Raw genomic sequence first — 18834 nt, 5'->3', positions numbered from 1 at the left:
CATAACAACAGATCTGGATCATAGACCTCTCTGACAAACCCTGCTTAGATGGGCGGTGACCGTATTTCGCGCACCATTACAGTGCACCAAAACGATCCACCATCGCACTAAATTGATGCAACGCGAGTCGAGATCGCCTGATTTTGGGGAGCCTCTTCAGCGAGATTGCCCTGAAATCAAGCTGTCACAAACTTGGCACGATACTGGCTTATGTGAATACGACGACGCATTCACCCAGAGAGTTTTAACACCGGAGGTTACTTAGCATGTCAGCCCAGAACGTTTTGGCCCTGATCCAGGAACACGAAGTCAAGTTTGTTGATCTGCGCTTTACCGACACCAAGGGTAAAGAGCAGCATGTATCCATCCCTGCTCACCAGGTTGATGAAGATTTCTTCGAAGACGGCAAGATGTTCGATGGTTCCTCCATCGGCGGCTGGAAGGGCATCAACGAATCCGACATGGTACTGATGCCGGACGCAGCCTCCGCCAAGCTGGACCCGTTCACCGAAGAGACCACCCTGAACATCGTTTGTGACGTGCTGGAGCCTGCCACCATGCAGGGCTACGATCGCGATCCGCGCTCCATCGCCAAACGTGCAGAAGATTTCCTGAAGTCCAGCGGCATCGCTGACACCGTGCTGTTCGGGCCGGAGCCGGAATTCTTCATGTTCGACAACATTACTTTCTCCAACACCATGGGCCACAGCTTCGTGAAAATCGAATCTGAAGAAGCCGCATGGAACTCCGGCACTGCCTATGAGCATGGCAACAAGGGTCACCGTCCGTTCGTGAAAGGCGGTTACTTCCCGGTTGCACCGGTCGACTCTTCCCAGGATATCCGCGCCGCCATGTGTCTGGTGCTGGAAGAGATGGGCCAGGTCGTTGAAGCTCACCACCACGAAGTGGCCACTGCCGGTCAGAACGAGATCGCTACCCGCTTCAACACTCTTACGCTGAAAGCTGACGAAGTACAGGTACTGAAGTACGTGATCCACAACGTGGCTCACGCCTACAACAAGACCGTCACCTTCATGCCGAAACCCATGTTCGGTGACAACGGCTCCGGCATGCACTGCCACCAGTCCCTGGCCAAGAACGGCGTCAACCTGTTCGCTGGCGACCTGTATGGCGGTCTGTCCGAGATGGCTCTGCACTACATCGGCGGTATCATCAAGCACGCCAAGGCCATCAACGCCTTCGCCAACCCGACCACCAACTCCTACAAGCGTCTGGTTCCGGGTTATGAAGCACCGGTCATGCTGGCCTACTCTGCCCGCAACCGCTCTGCCTCCATCCGTATCCCGGTGGTACCGAGCCCGAAAGCCCGTCGTATCGAAGTGCGCTTCCCGGATCCGGCTGCCAACCCGTACCTGGCCTTCGCTGCCCAGCTGATGGCCGGTCTGGACGGTATCATCAACAAGATCCATCCGGGCGATGCCATGGACAAGAACTTGTATGACCTGCCGCCGGAAGAAGCCGCAGAAGTGCCGACCGTTGCCGGTTCTCTGGACGAAGCCCTGGCCGCTCTGGATGCTGACCGCGAGTTCCTGACCCGCGGCGGCGTGTTCAGTGATGACTTCATCAACTCCTACCTGGAACTGAAACAGCAGGATGTTGACCGTGTGCGCATGACCCCGCACCCGCTGGAGTTCGAACTGTACTACTCCGTCTAAGGCTCAGCAGACTGGCCGTTTAAATCTGGTCAGCTTGCTTAATCGTGACAAAACCCGCCATCTGGCGGGTTTTTTCTCTGATAGGATTAAGCAAAATACCGTCAAGGAGAGATGGATGAACAACAAGCATGGCATAGGGGTGCTCAGCCTCCTGTTGCTGACCTCGTTCGCTGCGGACGCGGCCAAGGTCTACTCCTGGGTCGATGGCAATGGCATCACCCACTACTCGGATGCGCCACCACCCGGCAAAAACGCCAAAGAGGTAGATCTGCGGGTCGCCCCGCTGCTGGGCAGCAGCGCGCCCAGATCGGTGCAGGTGGATAACTTCAACAGCCTGACCGGCGCCGATGCCAAGAAAGAGAAAGAGGCGGCCAAGCTGACCATCGAACTGCTCTCCCCGGAACAGGGCAGCACCCTGCGCGACAACACAGGCAACATCGTCTTTCAGGGCACCATCAGCCCCAAACCTCCGACCCAGTATGATGTGCGCCTGACCCTGGATGGCAAAGCCGCTCCCATCGTCAGCAACAGCCTCTCTGTCCGGGTCGAAAACGTCGATCGCGGCGCCCACGAGGCTCAGCTCGAGCTGCTCGCCAAAGACGGTACGATCCTTGCTAAATCCAGTGCAGTCACCTTTTACCTGCATAGAGCGAGCGTGACGCCGGCTCCCAAACCCACCCCCAAAGCCGACCAGGGGTGATATAGCGCACCGATGCGGGTAAACTCTATGCACCATATCGGTGCATAACAGGTGTGTAGCACCGTTTTAGGGAGAAACCTGTGCCAACCCGCTCGGACAACGCCAAAACACTCTTGGATAATTTGCTGACCGCCGTGATCCTGATGGATGAGCGGCTCTGCATCCAATTCGTCAACCCAGCGGCTGAACAGCTGCTCTCCCTCAGTGAACGCAGGCTGATCGGCATCGAACTGCCCCATCTGCTGGAACATATCTCCCTCGATTTGCAGCGGCTCAAGCAGTGCATCGTGTCAGGGCAGGGCTTTACCGATAGCGAAGTGACTCTGGTGGTAGAGGGAGAACCGCGACTGGTGGAGCTGAGCGCGACCCCGATGGCCGACCACGAACAGCGTCTACTGGTCGTGGAGCTGCGCAAGATCGACCAGCAGAAGAAGATCAGTCAGGAGCAGCAGCAACATGCCCAGCAGCTGGCGGCCAAGGAGCTGGTGCGCGGGCTGGCCCACGAAATCAAGAATCCCCTCGGCGGCCTGCGCGGCGCGGCCCAGCTGCTGCAAAAGGAGCTGCCGGACCCGGCGCTGCGCGAATATACCGGCATCATCATCGAACAGGCTGACAGGCTGCGGGTACTGGTCGATCGGCTGCTCGGCCCCCAGCGCCCCGGCCGTCACCAGATGCACAATGTCCATTCGGTGCTGGAGCAGGTACGCCGACTGGTGGAGCTCGAACTCCCTCCCTCTGTTCGCATCGAGCGGGATTACGACCCCAGCATCCCCGAATTCGAGATGGAGCCGGATCAACTGCAGCAGGCGTTTCTCAACATAGTGCGCAACGCCGCCGAAGCGCTGGGGGATCAGACCGGGCTTATCCGCATCAAGACTCGCACCGCGTTCCAGATCACCATCCACGGCCAGCGTTACCGGCTGGCGGCGGAGATCAAGATCATCGACAACGGCCCCGGCATTCCCGATGCCATTCGCGACACCCTGTTCTACCCGATGATCACCGGCAAGGAGGGGGGAACCGGGCTCGGCCTTTCCATCGCCCAGAACCTGATCGACCAGCACAAGGGACGGATTGACTGCATCAGCTGGCCGGGTCACACCGAATTCACCATTTTTCTACCGCTTCGCAAGTAAGGGAACCCCATGACCGCCAAAGTGTGGATCGTCGATGACGACAGTTCTATCCGCTGGGTGCTGGAGCGCACTCTCGGCAGCGAAGGCTTCAACTGCGAGAGCTTTGCCGATGGCGAAGCCCTGCTGCACGCCCTTGAGCTGCGCTCGCCCGATGTGATCCTCTCCGATATCCGGATGCCGGGCATCGACGGCCTGAGCCTGTTGGAGCAGATCCACCGCCGTCAGGCCGATCTGCCCATCATCATCATGACCGCCCACTCGGATCTCGACAGCGCGGTCAACGCCTACCAGCGCGGCGCCTTCGAGTACCTGCCCAAACCGTTCGACATCGACGAAGCGGTGACCCTGGTGCGCCGCGCCGAGAATCACCTCAAGGAGCAGCGCACCAAGCGGAAGTCTCGCCAGCAAGAAGCCACCGCCACTCCCGAAATCATCGGTGAGGCACCGGCGATGCAGGAGGTGTTCCGCGCCATCGGCCGCCTGTCTCGCTCCAGCATCTCGGTGCTGATCAACGGTCAGAGCGGCACCGGCAAGGAGCTGGTCGCCCATGCCCTGCACAAGCACAGCCCGCGCGCCCACAAGAACTTTATCGCCCTCAACATGGCGGCTATCCCGAAAGATCTCATCGAATCCGAGCTGTTCGGTCACGAGAAGGGGGCCTTCACCGGTGCCAACAACATCCGCCACGGCCGCTTCGAGCAGGCCGACGGCGGTACCCTGTTTCTCGACGAGATCGGCGACATGCCGCTGGATGTGCAGACCCGACTGCTGCGGGTGCTGGCCGATGGCCAGTTCTACCGGGTCGGCGGCCACCAGCCGGTGCAGGTGGATGTGCGGATCATCGCCGCCACCCACCAGAATCTGGAGAAACGGGTGGCCGATGGCGAGTTTCGCGAGGATCTGTTTCACCGCCTCAACGTCATTCGCATCCATATTCCTGCCCTCAAGGAGCGCCGTGAGGATATCCCCCAGCTGGCCCGCCACTTCCTGCTGCGCGCAGCCAAAGAGCTGAACGTCGAGGCCAAGAGCCTGCACCCCGATACCCAGGCCTATATCAGTCGCCTGCCCTGGCCGGGCAACGTGCGCCAGCTGGAGAACGTCTGTCGCTGGCTCACCGTGATGGCATCCGGTCAGGAAGTGCTGGTCGGCGACCTGCCTGCCGAGCTGCTCACCCCCATCACCCACAACGCCGAACCTGGTCAACCGGCGTTGCCCGGTTGCTGGCAGCAACAGTTGCAGGAGTGGGTGGCCAGCAAGCTGGCGCTGGGAGAGACAGACATCCTGGCCGATGCCATGCCCCAGTTCGAACGGATCATGCTGGAGACGGCGCTGGAACACACCCACGGCCACAAGCAGGAGGCGGCGCGCCTGCTCGGTTGGGGCCGCAACACCCTGACCCGCAAGCTGAAGGAACTCGATCTCTCCTGAGTCCCGGGGAAAAACGATTCCCATCACGCCCTGACAAATCACCGTCCGCCAGAACCCCGTTTAACCATAAACGGGGTATCTTTTTTGAAAGCCCCGCCTAGAATGGCAGGCTTTCAAACCTGACTCGACGAGGGCGCCCCCATGATTGACAGATCTCTCCCCCTGACCGACCTGCACCGCCATCTGGACGGCAACATCCGCCCGCAAACCATCCTCGAGCTGGGTCGCCAACACAATATCCAGCTGCCCGCCTTTGAGCTGGAGGCGCTGCGCCCCCACGTACAGATCGTCGAAAACGAGCCGAGTCTGGTTGCCTTCCTGAAGAAACTGGACTGGGGTGTGGCCGTGCTGGCTGACTATGACACCTGCCGCCGGGTCGCCTACGAGAACGTGGAAGATCTGCTGCGCGCCGGTATCGACTATGCAGAGCTGCGCTTCAGCCCGGCCTATATGGCGATGGCCCACAAGCTGCACCCGCAGGGCGTGGTGGAAGCCATCATCGACGGCGTGGCCGCAGGCAGCCGTGACTTCGGCATCAAGACCAACCTGATCGGCATCATGAGCCGCACCTTCGGCACCGAGCAGTGCAATCAGGAGCTGGCCGCCTGTCTGGCTCACCGCGACAAGCTGGTCGCCATCGATCTGGCCGGTGACGAACTGGGTTTCCCGGGCGAACTCTTTGTCGACCACTTCCGCAAGGTGCGCGATGCAGGCATGCGCGTCACCGTACACGCCGGTGAAGCCGCTGGCCCCGAGAGCATGTGGCAGGCCATTCGCGAGCTGGGCGCCGAGCGTATCGGCCACGGCGTCAAAGCGATTCAGGATCCGGCCCTGATGGCCTATCTGGCCGAACACCGCATCGGCATCGAATCCTGCCTCACCTCCAACGTTCAGACCACCACGGTAGCGAGCCTGACCGAGCACCCGATCCGCCAGTTCCTGGCTGCCGGTGTACTGGCCTGCCTCAACACCGACGACCCGGCAGTAGAGGGCATCGACCTGCCCCACGAATATGAGGTGGCTGCCCCGGCCGCTGGCATGACCGCCAGCGAGATCCGCACTGCCCAGCAAAACGGCCTGACCCTTGCCTTCCTGAGCGATAGCGAGAAAGCCGAACTGAGCGCCCGCGCCGCCAGCCGCTGATCCACACCGGCACTGCAAATAGAAACGGCCCACTTCGGTGGGCTGTTTGCTTTGCGGATTTCTGATGATGGGTAAGCACTTGGCCAGCTGACAGATAGCAAAAGGCCCAAACAGGGTCTGGGCCTTTGCTGATGGCTGTAAGGGGAAAAACTACTCCCGCTCCTTGTCACGCTCCAGCGCCCGCTCCACCAGCGGCTCTGGCAGGCTCTTGGTCACCTCCACCCCCAGCTCGCGGAAACGCTCGACCTGCGCGATCAGGTTGCCACGACCGTTGACCAGCCGTCCCATCGCCTTGTCGTAGCTCTCCTGCGCCTTGTGCAGGCTGCCGCCCATCTGCTGCATCTCCTCCACAAACAGCCGCAGCTTTTCGTAGAGACGACCGGCCCGTTCGGCAATCTGGCGGGCATTCTGGTTCTGTCGCTCGTAGCGCCACAGGTTCTCGATGGTGCGCAGCGCCACCATGAGATTGGTGGGACTCACCAGCAGGATATTGTTGTCGAGACCGTAACGCACCAGCGAGGGATCGGCCTCCATCGCGGTGAGGAAGGCGGGTTCCACCGCCACGAACATCAGCACATAGTCGAGGGTGCGCACCCCGGGCAGCTGCTGGTAATCCTTGCGACCCAGCTCGCGGATATGGTTGCGCACCGAGGCGACGTGCTCTTTCAGCGCCACCGCCTTCTCCAGCTCGTCCTCAGCGTTGTACCAGCGCTCGTAGGCGGTCAGCGACACCTTGGCGTCGATGATGATGTCCTTCTCTTGCGGCAGGTGGACGATGACATCGGGCTGGTAGCGCTTGCCCTTCTCCACCTCGATATTGACCTGGGTGTGGTACTCGTGGCCCTCGCGCAGACCGCACTCGCTGAGGATCCGCGCCAACACCACTTCACCCCAGTTGCCCTGCTGCTTGCTGTCACCCTTGAGGGCGCGGGTTAGCGCTGCCGCCTCCTCGGTCATGCGGGCATTGAGCTCGGCGAGGCGCTCCAGTTCGAACTTGAGGCTGTGGCGCTGGGCCGTCTCCTGAGCGTGAGTCTCCCCCACCTGACGGCGAAAGCCCTCGATCTGTTCTTTGAGCGGTGTGAGCAGCAGATCGAGGCTGTTCTGGTTCAATTCGCGGAAGTTGCCCGAGTTTTGCTCGAAGATCCGGTTGGCGAGATTCTCGAACTGCTGGCTGAGGCGCTGCTCCGCCTCCTGTTGCAGCTGCAGCTTCTCGGCGGCGGCAAGCCGCTCGCTGCGCAGGGTCGCTTCCGCATCCTTGAGGCGGGCGGTGAGCTTGATGAGCAGGGTCTGCTGCTGCTCCAGCTTCTGCTGGCCTTGCATCCGCTCATCCTGCAACTCGTCGAAGCGATCCTGCAGCGCCTGATGACGCTCCTGCGCCAGCATCAGCTCCTGAGCCTGCGCCGTGGCGGCCCGTCGTCCGATCAGCCAGCCAAGCCCGAGGACCAGCACGGCGGCGGGCAACAAGATCCCCCAGAGTCCGGGGTCAATCATTTGCGGCTCCGCTGACGCAGGAAGAGTTCGAGATAGCGGTTAACGAGGATCCAGAGCACCACGTAGATGAGGTAGGCGGCCAGCACCACCCACTTGTGGGTGTTGACGCCGGTATCGAGTTCGGCGAACTCGATATCCTTGATGCGGCAGTAGGCCCACATCAGCAGGGGAAAGACATAGAGCAGGGACGCACGCCAGAGAAATAGCCACATATGTTTTCATTCAACCACGTAAAAAGACCCGCCTAGCTTACACAAGGGCAACTGCGCTTGCGATCCTGACGGCCGCTATTCTCTGGCCTGCTTCCCGAAACTTCGATAAAATTAACCCCTAATAGGTATCAGGGGCGAGCATGACTCACTATTTCCTCCGTTGGCTGACACAAGGTTGGCAAGCTTCCCGCAAGCCCGCCGTGGTATGCCATGAAGCGCGCCCGCCATGGGCCATCGAGGAGTCCCAGTACCTCTCCCTCTGCACCCGCTGTGGCGAGTGTTTCAAGGCCTGCCCGCGCGGCCTGCTCAAACCGGCCACCCAGGAGGAGTACGAGGGGAGCCCCATCGCCGGTACCCCGGTGCTCGATCTCGCCTGCGGCCAGTGCAGCTACTGCGGCAGCTGCGCCAGAGCCTGTCCCACCGGCGCCCTCGACCTGCAACTGGGTCGGCAGGTGCAGACCCGGGTACAGATTGAAGATAGTTGTCAGGCACGGCAGGGCTTCTACTGCCTGCTCTGTGAAGATGCCTGCCCGCAACAGGCGATCAAGGCCACCGCCGACGGCATCAACGTCAATATGGATGCCTGCAATGGCTGCGGTGCCTGCGGCCTCGCCTGCCTGCACGGCGCCATCACCCTGATCCGCCAGCCGGGCAGTCGCTAAAACCACCCGCGTACAAAAGCAAAAGGGGCCATCAGGCCCCTTTCACATCTTGTTCGATATTCCACGCCCCGTCAGGCCATGGTCACAATAGTCTCTTGCTCGATACCCAGCAGGTGGCAGAGACGATTGGGATCGCGCACCGCATCGGCCAGAGTGTACTCACCCAGCACTTCGAGGAAGGCGTTCATGGCGCGGCGCAGAATGCCCTGAATGCGGCAGCCGCCGGAGAGTCGGCAGTTTTCACGCTTGCAATCGACCGGACAGAGCACATGCTCCATGTCCATCACCACATCCCGCAAATTGATGGAGACCGCCGAGCGACCGAGGCGGATGCCACCGTGCTTGCCGCGTACCGTTTCGATGTACCCCTTGATGCCAAGCTGGTGCACAATTTTGACCACGTGGTTGCGAGAGATGCCGAAGGTATCGGCCACTTCAGTAATGGTCGACAGACGATCCCCCGGCTGAACCGCCAGGAAGGTCAGGGTACGCAGGGCGTAGTCGGTAAATCGTGTCAGTTGCATGGTCGCACTTGCCTCTTACTACAAGCCAGGAATCAGGACGACAACATTGAGCTAAGAGGCAGGAGACAACCGGTTTGCCTCTGTTTGCCCATTGGTTCGCCAGAGGAGGGCCTGTCTCTTAATCTGAGTTGCGGAGTGACAGGTTAAGAGCAGCACAACCGGGTGTCGATGAAGATGCACATAAATCGACACTTTCTTTGATTGATCGCAAACTTGCCGGGTTAGCCCGGCGTTTACCCGCTTTATGGCGGGTAAATCTCCCGAATAGTCTCCTTCACCAAGCCACTTCGACCAGCAGCCATATGGCCCGCGAACCGCCCCTGAATCGACCGCCAGAAAGGTGGTTCAGTGGGGCTGTTTCAGCCAATTTTTCAGCGCGACCGAGGGAATGGAGCTCTCGGAGGCGACGGCAAACGCGCCCCAGTCCACCGCGCACTGCAACGCATCCTTGATCGCCATGCCCCGCGCCAGACCATGGATCAATCCGCCGGCGAAGGCATCACCCGCCCCCGTAGTATCGACCACCGAGACGGGCCGAGCGGCGACCCGGATCTGCTCATCGCCGTGGATGGCAACCGCGCCCGCCTTTCCTTCGGTCAGCACCAGCCATTCGAGCTGCTCCCCCGCCAGCTGGCGGGCATGCTGCCAGGGGTCGCTCACCTCGCCGAGATCGGAGCGGGAGGCCACCAGCACATGGCAGGGACGGCGCGCTTGGCCGCCCTTGGGATACTGGGCCACCACGAAGCTCTTGCCGAGCATCTGGCGCATGTAGCTGATGATGGCGGTGCCGGGATAGTTCACATAGAGGCAGTCGATCCCCTCCAGCGGCAGATCGCCGGGCAGGTCGGGACGCCGCGGGCGGCGCAGTATGGTGCGCTCGCCGGTGGAGTCCACCAGGATCAGCAGCTCGCCGGTCTCGCCGCCAAAGCGCTCCACATGGCTGCAATCCAACCCGTAACCGGCCGCCTGCTCCAGCAGCCAGTCGCCGGTCTCGTCCAGCCCGATACGGGAAGCAATGGTCACCTCGTGGCCCGCCCACACCAGCCCTATGCCGGTATTGGCAGCGCCACCTCCCAGCCTGCGCCCCTGATCCACATATTGCAGCCGGGCCCCCGCCACCAGAGGTTCGGAGAGGGAGAGCACATGATCACAGTTGAGATTGGCAAGCAGCAAAATGCGGGACATAGAGACCTCGGACGATGGAGATAGCCCAAAAGAGACAGGCTGAACCCCGAGTAGAGCCCAGCCTGACAGAAGAGACAACCGGCAGCGATCGGGAATCCGATCGGGATCAATAGATGGGCAGTTCCACCCCGGCCAGCAGCTCGTCGATGCGCGCCTGACTCGGCTGCTGCATCACGCTCTGGATCACCTCCTTGGTGAGGTGGGGCGAGAAGGAGCTGATGAAGTCATACATGTAGTTCTGCAGCAAGATGCTCTTGCTGAAACAGATCTGCGCCGGACAGGGCTTGAACAGGTGCTCCAGATTGATGGAGACCAGCCCGGGGCTGTCGGTGTCGTTGGCCACCAGCGAGGAGATGATGCCGATGCCAAAGCCCAGCTCCACGTAGCGTTTGATCACTCCGGCATCCATTACCGTCATGTAGTAACTCGGGGTCAGCCCCGCCGCCTGAAACACCTCGTCCTGCACCTGACGACCGGTGGCGCCGCTCTCGTAACTGAGGATCGGGTAGTGGCAGAGCTGCTCCAACGTCGGCTTCTTCACCTTGGCCAACGGGTGATCCTGCGGCACCACCAGCGAGAGAGTCCAGAGGTAGGCGGGCAGCGCGATCAGCTCCTTGTCGAAGCCAATCTCGTGGGCAACGATGGAAAAATCGGAGTAACCCTTGCTGATCTGCTCCTTGCTCGCCGACATCACCGGATGGAGGTGGAACGAGATCTTGGGGTACTTCTTGGTGAAGTAGGTAACCGATTTGGGCAGCAGATAGCGGGCAATGGTGTGGGTGGTGTGAATATTGAGGGTGCCCACCGTCGGATCCAGATACTCGCGGGAGATCGCCTTGATCTTGCTCTCGATGTTGAGCATCGCCTCGGCACACTTGATGATCTCCTCACCCACCGGGGTGATGCGGTGCAAATGCTTGCCACGGCGCTCGAAGATCCGCACTCCCAGCTCGCTCTCCAGCAGGCCAATCTGTTTGCTGACCCCCGGCTGACTGGTGAAGAGCGCATCGGAAGCCACGGACACATTGAGGTTGTGGTCCCGGATCGCGATCAAATACTTCAATTGCTGTAGTTTCAAGGCGTCACACTCTCACACTGGTTTGGCTCAGACAGGTTTGGCTCAGGCCGGGACGGCAATCAAGCCAGACAAACAGGCCGCCACATGGGCGGCCAGTGTACCATCCGATCCCGACATCTCAGCGCTTGATCCTTCATTTTGCTACAAAATCTAGCATCCGAAGGGGTGGCTGACAAACCGGGCTCAGGCCGCGCCAGCCCGCAGCGGCAGGATCCCCAGAAACTGCAGCAGCCACTGCATCATGGTCGCCGAATCCACCTCCCCCTCCAGCGAGGAGAGGCTGCTCTGGTAGCGCTCGTCGGGCAACAGGCCGCGGCGCCGCTCGATCAGCGCCCGGTTGTACTCCACCGAAAATTCCGGATGTCCCTGAATGGCCACTATGTTGTTCCCCTGCAGAAACATGAAGTTGGGACAAAAATCGTTGCCCGCCAGTCGGGTCGCCCCCGGCGGCAGCAGGGCCACCTGATCCTGATGGCTGGCCAGAATGCGGATCTGATCCCGCGCCGGCGCCATCCAGGGCTCATCTGCCAGCATGGGGTGCACCGACACACCCAGCCCCCACCCCTTGGTAGACTTCACCACTTCCCCACCGAGCGCCTGGGCGATTACCTGATGACCGAAGCAGACGCCTGCCAGCTTGACGTCGGCATCGTGCGCCTGACGGATCCACGCCCGCAGTGCCTGAATCCAGGGGATATCGCTGTAAGCATCGTGGCGCGAGCCTGTGATGAGCCAGGCATCGCACTCGTGCAGATCCTCCGGCAATTCCCCATCAAGAGCCGACCAGACCCGAAATTCCAGCTCGGGGGCCAGGGCCGCAAAGCCCCTGATAAACATCTCGGAGTAAACGGGGCCAAAACGATCCGCCAGATCGGGATCGAGCCGGTCACAATCGAGAATTCCCAATCGCATCTGTTGTTCCTTTACAGAGTTCGCCCCCGCCAATCATTGACCGGCGGGGGCAAGAGGTTAGGCCATGAGCACGCGCCAGCGCGTCACTTCATGGTCGGCATGGAGAACTCGGCACCACTGCGCAGGCTCTGGGGCCAGCGCGCCGTCACCGTCTTCATCCGGGTATAAAAGCGAACCCCGTCCGGCCCGTGCATGTTGAGCGGCCCGAAGATGGAGCGTTTCCAGCCGCCAAAGCTGTGAAACGCCATCGGCACCGGAATGGGAACGTTCACCCCTACCATACCGACCTGCACCCGCGCCGTGAAGTCCCGTGCGGTGTCGCCGTCACAGGTAAAGATGGCGGTGCCGTTGCCGTACTCGTGCTCGTTGATGAGGCGCAGCGCCGTCTCGTAGTCCGGCACCCGTACGATGGAGAGCACAGGGCCGAAGATCTCCTCGCGATAGATGCGCATATCCGGCGTCACCTCGTCAAACAGGCAGCCCCCGATAAAGTAACCCTCGTCGTGGCTCAGCGTGCGACCATCGACCCGCAGCGCGGCCCCTTCGGCCACCCCCTGATCCACGTAGCCACGCACCTTGGCCAGATGCTCCTTGCTGATGAGCGGCCCCATTTCGTTCTCCGGGCTCTGGCCCAGCCCCGGGCCCACCCGCAGTTTTTCCACCAGCGGCGTCAGTTTGGCTACCAGCGCATCGGCGGTCTCGTCACCCACTACCACGGCTACCGAGATCGCCATGCAGCGCTCGCCTGCTGCCCCATAAGCAGCCCCCATCAGGGCGGAGACCGCCTGATCGAGATCCGCATCCGGCATCACCACCATGTGGTTCTTGGCACCGCCCAGCGCCTGTACCCGCTTGCCGTGGGCCGAGGCGGTGGCATAGATGTACTGGGCAATGGGGGTGGAGCCGACAAACGACACGGCACCCACTCGCGGGTCGGTCAGCAGCACATCCACCACCTCCTTGTCACCGTTCACCACGTTGAGCACGCCGTCAGGCAGACCGGCCTCCTTGAGCAGCTCGGCCATCCGCAGCGAGAGAGAGGGATCCTTCTCGGAGGGTTTGAGAATAAAGGTATTGCCGCAGGCGATGGCGACCGGGAACATCCAGAGCGGCACCATGGCCGGGAAGTTGAACGGGGTGATACCGGCGCAAACCCCCACCGGCTGCATCATGGAGTAGCTGTCTACCCCGCGACCGACGTTGAGGGAGTGCTCCCCCTTGAGCAGATGGGGAATGCCGCAGGCAAACTCCACCACCTCCAGCCCGCGGGTCAACTCGCCCTGCGCATCGGAGAAGACCTTGCCATGCTCGCGGCTGATCAGCTGGGCCAACTCGTCCCTGTGCTGCTCCATCAACTCCTTGAAGCGGAAAAAGACCCGGGCCCGCACCAGCGGCGGGGTTTGTGACCAGTCGGCAAAGGCGCGCTCGGCGATGGCGATCGCCTCCTGACACTCGGCGGCGCTGGACAGCCCGACGCTCCCCTGCTGCTTGCCGCAGGCGGGATTGAAGATGGCCCCCTGGCGCTCGCTGCGACTCTCCTGCGGCTGGCCGTTGATGAAGTTGCTGACCCTGTATGTCATGTATCCTCCGTGATAACTGATGCGGTAAATGCGCTGAGCAAATCAACGCAAGGCCCCGCCAGTGCGGGGCCATCAAATGGGTTAAGGTTGTGCCTGCAGGGCATCCTGCAGCAGGGTAAAGAGATCGTCGATCTGGCTGCGCTCGATGATAAGGGGCGGCGACAGGGCGATGATGTCGCCGGTCACCCGGATCAATGCCCCCTTCTCGAAGCAGCGCACGAACACCTCGTAGGCGCGCTTGCCCGGCGCATCCGGCATCGATTCCAGCTCGATACCCGCCACCAGCCCGTAGTTGCGTACATCCTTCACATGCTTGCAGCCCTTCAGCGAATGGGCCGCCTCCTCCCAGTAGCCCGCCAGATCGGCGGCGCGGCTGAGCAGGTTCTCGTTGCGATAGATCTCGAGGGTCGCGAGCCCCGCAGCCGCAGCCACCGGATGGCCGGAGTAGGTGTAGCCGTGGAACAGCTCGATGGCCCCCTTGCCTGCCGCCATCATGTCGTCATAAATGTGCTTCTGCACCAGCACCGCCCCCATGGGGATGGCGCCGTTGGTGAGCCCCTTGGCGCAGGTGATCATGTCGGGAATGACATCGAACTCCTGCGCGGCGAAGGGGGAACCGAGGCGGCCGAAACCGGTGATCACCTCGTCAAAAATCAGCAGGATGCCGTGCTTGGTACAGATCTCCCGCAGCCGCTTGAGGTAGCCTTTGGGGGGCATCAGCACGCCGGTACTGCCAGCGATGGGTTCGACGATCACCGCCGCGATATTGCTGGCATCGTGCAGAAAGACGATCTTCTCCAACTCGTCGGCCAGCGCCACATCCTCCTCGGGCAGCCCTTTGGTGAAGGCATTCTTGGCGATATTGAGGGTATGGGGCAGATGATCCACCCCGGTCAGCAGGGAGCCGAACCACTTGCGGTTGCCGGGAATCCCCCCCACCGAGATGCCGCCAAAGCCGACCCCGTGATAGCCACGCTCGCGGCCAATCAGCCGGGTGCGGGTGCCCTGACCGCGAGCCCGCTGCCAGGCCAGCGCGATTTTGAGCGCGGTATCGACCGACTCGGAACCTGAGTTGGTGTAGAAAACGTGGCCAAACCCCTTGGGAGCGATCTCCACCAGCTTGTTGGCCAGCTCGAACGGCAGGGGGTGGCCCATCTGGAATGTGGGGGCGAAATCGAGGTGGGAAATCTGCTGGGAGACCGCCTCGGCAATCTCGCGCCGACCATGGCCCGCGTTGCAACACCAGAGTCCGGCTGTGCCATCCAGTATCTTGCGGCCATCCTCTGAGTGATAATACATCCCCTCTGCCGACTTCAGGATACGCGGCGCCGCCTTGAACTGCTGGTTGGCGGTGAACGGCATCCAGAAGGCGGACATGTCGGAGGGCGTATTGATGTCGCTGATCGGTTTCATGGTCACCTCATCCTTAAGGTGTTTAGCAACTGTCGGCCAATGCCTATTAAATTAAACACCTGAATCCATAAAAAAGGGCCCGTTATCGCCCTGTCTGGTGCCACCCCTAGCTAGACGCATCAGCAGGGTGGTATAAGATATTTAACACAATTTTAATAATAGTAAACAGTCAAGGAGTGTCTATAGATGGATATCGGTCACCGCCTCAAGGCGGTTCGCACCAAGGCAGCCCTATCCCAGCGCGAGCTGGCCAAGCGCTCCGGTGTGACCAACGGATTTATCTCCCAGATCGAGAAAAATCAGGTGAGCCCCTCTGTCGCCTCCCTGCGCAAGGTGCTGGAAGGGATCCCCATGTCGCTGGCCAGCTTCTTCACCGAAGAGACTGAAATGGGCACCGAAGTGATCTTCCGCGCCGCCGATATGCCGGATCTCGGCACGCATCCCATCAGCTACCGGCTGGTCGGGCACAGCCGAGCCAACCGCGCCATCGGCATGTTGCAGGAGGTGCTACCACCGGGAGCCGACACCGGCGACGACATGCTGAGCCACGAGGGTGAAGAGTGCGGCATCGTCATCAAGGGCGAGGTTGAAGTGACCGTGGGCGAGCAGATCTACCTGCTGGGCGCCGGGGATGGCTACTACTTCGACAGCCGCACCCCCCACCGTTTTCGCAATAGTGGCGAGCAGGAGTGCGTGCTGATCTCGGCCAACACCCCCGCCAGTTTCTGACATTCAGAGGTGCATCGGCAGGGAAGCAATGTTTAATGAATTGTTACAAGATGGATTTACAAGCGGCAGGATGTTTAGCATATTGATACGCAGAAACTGACTTTTGCCGGTTCAAGGAGTGAACATGAGTGACCTGACCCTGGCCCAGTGGCAACACAAGGCCTCCCATCTGACCCTGCCCTCGCAAGCCTTTATCAACGGCAGCTATCGGGATGCCGTCAATGGCGCCACCTTCGATTGCATCAACCCGGCCAACGGCAAGCTGCTGACCAAGGTAGCAGCCTGCGATGCCGCCGATGCCGAACTGGCGATACAGGCTGCGCGTGACGCCTTCAACGACAAGCGTTGGAGCGGCCTGCCGCCGAAACAGCGCAAACAGATCATGCAGCGCTTCGCCGAGCTGATGCGCCTCAACAAGGTGGAGCTGGCGCTGCTGGAGTCGCTGGATATGGGTAAACCCATCGGCGATGCCATGGGCTATGACGCCCCCGCCGCCGCCAACTGTATCGCCTGGAACGCCGAAGCGATCGACAAGATCTACGATCAGGTCGCCCCGGTGGAGGAGTCCGCCCTGGCACTGGTGACCCGCGAAGCGCTCGGGGTGGTTGCCGCCATCGTGCCATGGAACTTCCCGCTGGTGATGGCCTGCTGGAAGCTGGGCCCGGCGCTCGCCACCGGCAACTCGGTCATTCTCAAGCCTTCCGAAAAATCCCCCCTGACCGCCCTGCGTATCGCAGGTCTGGCCAAGGAGGCGGGTATTCCGGACGGAGTGTTCAACGTGCTACCGGGCTTTGGCCATACCGTGGGTGAGGCGCTGGCCATGCATATGGATGTGGATTGCATCACCTTCACTGGCTCCACCAGGATCGGTAAACATCTGGTGGAGTGCTCCGGCAAGTCCAACCTCAAGCGCGCCTTTATGGAGTGCGGCGGCAAGAGCCCCAACATCATACTGGCCGACGCACCGGATCTGGACGCCGCGGCCAAGAGCGCCGCTGGCGCCATCTTCTACAACCAGGGCGAGGTGTGCACCGCCGCCTCCCGCCTGCTGGTGCAAAACAGCATCAAGCCGCAATTTATGGAGCGACTGCTGGCCCATGCCCGCGAGTGGATCTCGAGCAACCCGCTCGACCCTGCGACCCGTATCGGCGCCATGGTGGATCACATCCAGATGGAGCAGGTGTTGCGCTATATCGAGATTGGCAAGCAGGAGGGGGCCAAGCTGCTGCTTGGCGGCAACCGCACCAATATGGAGAGTGGCGGCTTCTATATCGAACCCACTATTTTCGACGACGTGACCCCGCAGATGCGCATCTTCCGCGAGGAGATCTTCGGCCCTGTGCTGGCGGTGACCGGCTTCGATACGCTGGAGGAGGCCATTGCGCTGGGCAATGACACCGACTACGGCCTAGCCGCGGCGATCTGGACGGCGGATCTCAACAAGGCGGTGAAAGGCTCCCGCGCCCTGCGCGCCGGTACCGTGTTCGTCAACAACTGGGACGGTGGTGACATGACCATGCCGTTTGGCGGCTTCAAACAGTCCGGTAACGGTCGCGACAAGTCACTTCATGCGCTGGAGAAGTACACCGAGCTGAAAAGCACCTGGATTCAGCTGGAATAACACTACAAAGCAGCACTATCGGATCAAAAAGGGGGAGAAATCCCCCTTTTGCATTTTTGGCCTTCCATCACAGGGCTCAATCCTTATAATGATAAAAAAGCCAACATGTTAAATATAAAGACAAAAATGCTATTTTTTCTGGGAAGCGTACTTTTTCTGGTGATCGGTTTGCCCCTGCTGTTCTTCGTGCTGGGGCACGGCGAGGCCTACGTGACCTGGGGCCCCTGGATCTCCGCCATCGCCCTGATGTTGTGGCTGTTGATGGACGTCGACAAGATCCGCCGCGGTAAAGGCTGACCGGCCAGCCACTCGCCTCCTTCCCCTCAAACTTCGTTTATTCGCTTCTTTCCCCGCAAAAGGATCGCTACACTGATTTTTTGCGATGTTTTCCCGCATCCAACGCTTCAGTAAAGGTCATCCGCATGCCGCAACAGATCCAGCGTCAGGGCGTCATCTACGCCCTGTGCGCCTATACCCTTTGGGGCATAGCCCCCATCTATTTCAAGACCATCTCTGCCGTCCCGGCCGCCGAGATCCTGACCCACCGGATGATCTGGTCCTGCGTGCTGCTGATGGTGCTGACGCTGGCAGGCCGTCAGTGGCACAAGGTGCAGGCCGTGCTGCGCCAGCCAAAAGTGTTGATCACCCTGGCGTTTACCTCGGTCACCGTTGGCGGCAACTGGCTGCTGTTCATCTGGGCCATCAACAACGGCCATATGCTGGATGCCAGCCTCGGCTACTACATCAACCCGCTGTTCAACGTGCTGCTGGGGATGGTGTTTCTGAGCGAGAAGCTGCGCCGCCTGCAGTGGTGGGCAGTGGCGCTGGCCTTTGCCGGAGTGGCGATCCAGCTCATCGCCTTTGGCTCGTTGCCCTGGATTGCGCTGGTGCTGGCGTCGAGCTTCGCCATCTATGGTCTGGTACGCAAAAAACTGGCCCTCGATGCCCTCACCGGTCTGCTGATCGAAACCATGATCATGCTGCCGCCAGCGGCCATCTATCTGTGGGGCTTCGCCGACAGTCCGACCAGCCACATGACGGAGAACAGCTGGCAGCTCAACCTGCTGCTGATCGCCGCAGGCGCCGTCACCACGGCCCCCCTGCTCTGCTTCACCGCCGCCGCGACCCGGCTCAAGCTCTCCACCCTGGGCTTCTTCCAGTACATAGGCCCCAGCCTGATGTTCATCCTCGCCGTTACCCTCTATGGGGAAGCACTGGCAATGGACAAACTGCTCACCTTTGCCTGCATCTGGAGCGCGCTGGTGCTGTTCAGTCTGGAGGGGCTGCGCAGCGGCAAAGCCGCGCCAAGCCGGACCTGACACCGCCTCACCACCAGCGACCCCG

General features: G+C 61.0%; 18 protein-coding genes. 10 read left to right on the top strand and 8 right to left on the bottom strand.

What is annotated here, in order from left to right; genetic code table 11:
* Positions 1–266: 266 nt before the first annotated feature.
* The 5 genes from glnA to add all read left to right on the top strand — a co-directional run bounded on the left by glnA (position 267) and on the right by add (position 6083).
* The gene (glnA, locus tag AB5Z05_RS19950; protein ID WP_005339672.1) at positions 267–1676 is read left to right on the top strand and encodes a glutamate--ammonia ligase; all 1410 of its coding nucleotides are present in this window, start codon (positions 267–269) and stop codon (positions 1674–1676) included.
* A gap of 115 nt (positions 1677–1791) precedes the next feature.
* On the top strand, positions 1792–2376 hold the full coding sequence (locus AB5Z05_RS19945) for a DUF4124 domain-containing protein (RefSeq protein WP_019445773.1): 585 nt from the start codon (positions 1792–1794) through the stop codon (positions 2374–2376).
* Positions 2377–2456: 80 nt separating this feature from the next.
* Positions 2457–3512, top strand: coding sequence for a nitrogen regulation protein NR(II) (gene glnL, locus AB5Z05_RS19940; RefSeq protein WP_110304146.1), 1056 nt, complete (start codon positions 2457–2459; stop codon positions 3510–3512).
* 9 nt (positions 3513–3521) lie between these two features.
* Positions 3522–4940, top strand: coding sequence for a nitrogen regulation protein NR(I) (gene glnG, locus AB5Z05_RS19935; RefSeq protein WP_005339666.1), 1419 nt, complete (start codon positions 3522–3524; stop codon positions 4938–4940).
* A 141-nt stretch (positions 4941–5081) separates the two neighbouring features.
* On the top strand, positions 5082–6083 hold the full coding sequence (gene add, locus AB5Z05_RS19930; protein WP_110304147.1) for an adenosine deaminase: 1002 nt from the start codon (positions 5082–5084) through the stop codon (positions 6081–6083).
* Between the two features lie 150 nt (positions 6084–6233).
* On the opposite strand, the gene rmuC is transcribed toward add, so the two are convergent.
* Positions 6234–7574 carry a DNA recombination protein RmuC gene (rmuC, locus tag AB5Z05_RS19925; RefSeq protein WP_110304148.1) on the bottom strand — a complete coding sequence of 447 codons (1341 nt, stop codon included), beginning with the start codon at positions 7572–7574 and terminating at the stop codon, positions 6234–6236.
* Positions 7571–7786, bottom strand: coding sequence for a hypothetical protein (locus AB5Z05_RS19920; RefSeq protein WP_005339659.1), 216 nt, complete (start codon positions 7784–7786; stop codon positions 7571–7573). The genes rmuC and AB5Z05_RS19920 overlap by 4 nt, the downstream gene beginning before the upstream one ends.
* Positions 7787–7926: 140 nt before the next feature.
* Between AB5Z05_RS19920 and AB5Z05_RS19915 the strand changes: the two genes are divergently transcribed.
* Complete coding sequence (locus AB5Z05_RS19915; protein WP_368152861.1) at positions 7927–8448, top strand: ferredoxin-type protein NapF; 522 nt, start codon at positions 7927–7929, stop codon at positions 8446–8448.
* A gap of 71 nt (positions 8449–8519) precedes the next feature.
* Here AB5Z05_RS19915 and AB5Z05_RS19910 read toward each other — a convergent pair whose 3' ends face one another.
* The 6 genes from AB5Z05_RS19910 to AB5Z05_RS19885 all read right to left on the bottom strand — a co-directional run bounded on the left by AB5Z05_RS19910 (position 8520) and on the right by AB5Z05_RS19885 (position 15140).
* A complete protein-coding gene (locus AB5Z05_RS19910) occupies positions 8520–8972 on the bottom strand; it encodes an Rrf2 family transcriptional regulator (RefSeq protein ID WP_005339654.1) in 453 nt (150 codons plus the stop codon).
* Between the two features lie 345 nt (positions 8973–9317).
* A complete protein-coding gene (locus AB5Z05_RS19905) occupies positions 9318–10157 on the bottom strand; it encodes a PfkB family carbohydrate kinase (RefSeq protein WP_042079777.1) in 840 nt (279 codons plus the stop codon).
* Positions 10158–10263: 106 nt separating this feature from the next.
* Positions 10264–11235, bottom strand: a complete 972-nt coding sequence (locus AB5Z05_RS19900; RefSeq protein ID WP_005339651.1) for a LysR substrate-binding domain-containing protein — start codon at positions 11233–11235, stop codon at positions 10264–10266.
* Positions 11236–11418: 183 nt separating this feature from the next.
* Positions 11419–12147 (bottom strand): glutamine amidotransferase, encoded by a 729-nt coding sequence (locus AB5Z05_RS19895; protein ID WP_069527013.1) that lies wholly within the window; start codon positions 12145–12147, stop codon positions 11419–11421.
* Positions 12148–12230: 83 nt separating this feature from the next.
* Positions 12231–13727 (bottom strand): CoA-acylating methylmalonate-semialdehyde dehydrogenase, encoded by a 1497-nt coding sequence (locus tag AB5Z05_RS19890; RefSeq protein ID WP_368152860.1) that lies wholly within the window; start codon positions 13725–13727, stop codon positions 12231–12233.
* Between the two features lie 81 nt (positions 13728–13808).
* Entirely contained in the window at positions 13809–15140 is a 1332-nt protein-coding gene (locus AB5Z05_RS19885) for an aspartate aminotransferase family protein (protein WP_005357473.1), read from the bottom strand.
* A gap of 186 nt (positions 15141–15326) precedes the next feature.
* On the opposite strand from AB5Z05_RS19885, the gene AB5Z05_RS19880 reads away from it, so the two are divergent.
* From AB5Z05_RS19880 to rarD, 4 genes are all read left to right on the top strand, one after another.
* Positions 15327–15869 carry a cupin domain-containing protein gene (locus AB5Z05_RS19880; RefSeq protein ID WP_005339643.1) on the top strand — a complete coding sequence of 181 codons (543 nt, stop codon included), beginning with the start codon at positions 15327–15329 and terminating at the stop codon, positions 15867–15869.
* A gap of 124 nt (positions 15870–15993) precedes the next feature.
* Positions 15994–17490, top strand: a complete 1497-nt coding sequence (locus AB5Z05_RS19875; protein WP_368152859.1) for an aldehyde dehydrogenase — start codon at positions 15994–15996, stop codon at positions 17488–17490.
* A 126-nt stretch (positions 17491–17616) separates the two neighbouring features.
* On the top strand, positions 17617–17787 hold the full coding sequence (locus tag AB5Z05_RS19870) for a hypothetical protein (protein WP_005341999.1): 171 nt from the start codon (positions 17617–17619) through the stop codon (positions 17785–17787).
* Positions 17788–17912: 125 nt separating this feature from the next.
* On the top strand, positions 17913–18809 hold the full coding sequence (gene rarD / locus AB5Z05_RS19865) for an EamA family transporter RarD (protein ID WP_368152858.1): 897 nt from the start codon (positions 17913–17915) through the stop codon (positions 18807–18809).
* The last annotated feature ends 25 nt before the right edge of the window (positions 18810–18834 follow it).

The sequence above is a fragment of the Aeromonas sp. R2-4 genome, from assembly GCF_040908365.1.
In the GTDB taxonomy this organism is placed as follows: domain Bacteria; phylum Pseudomonadota; class Gammaproteobacteria; order Enterobacterales; family Aeromonadaceae; genus Aeromonas; species Aeromonas veronii.
This window is presented reverse-complemented; position numbering and strand designations above follow the sequence as displayed.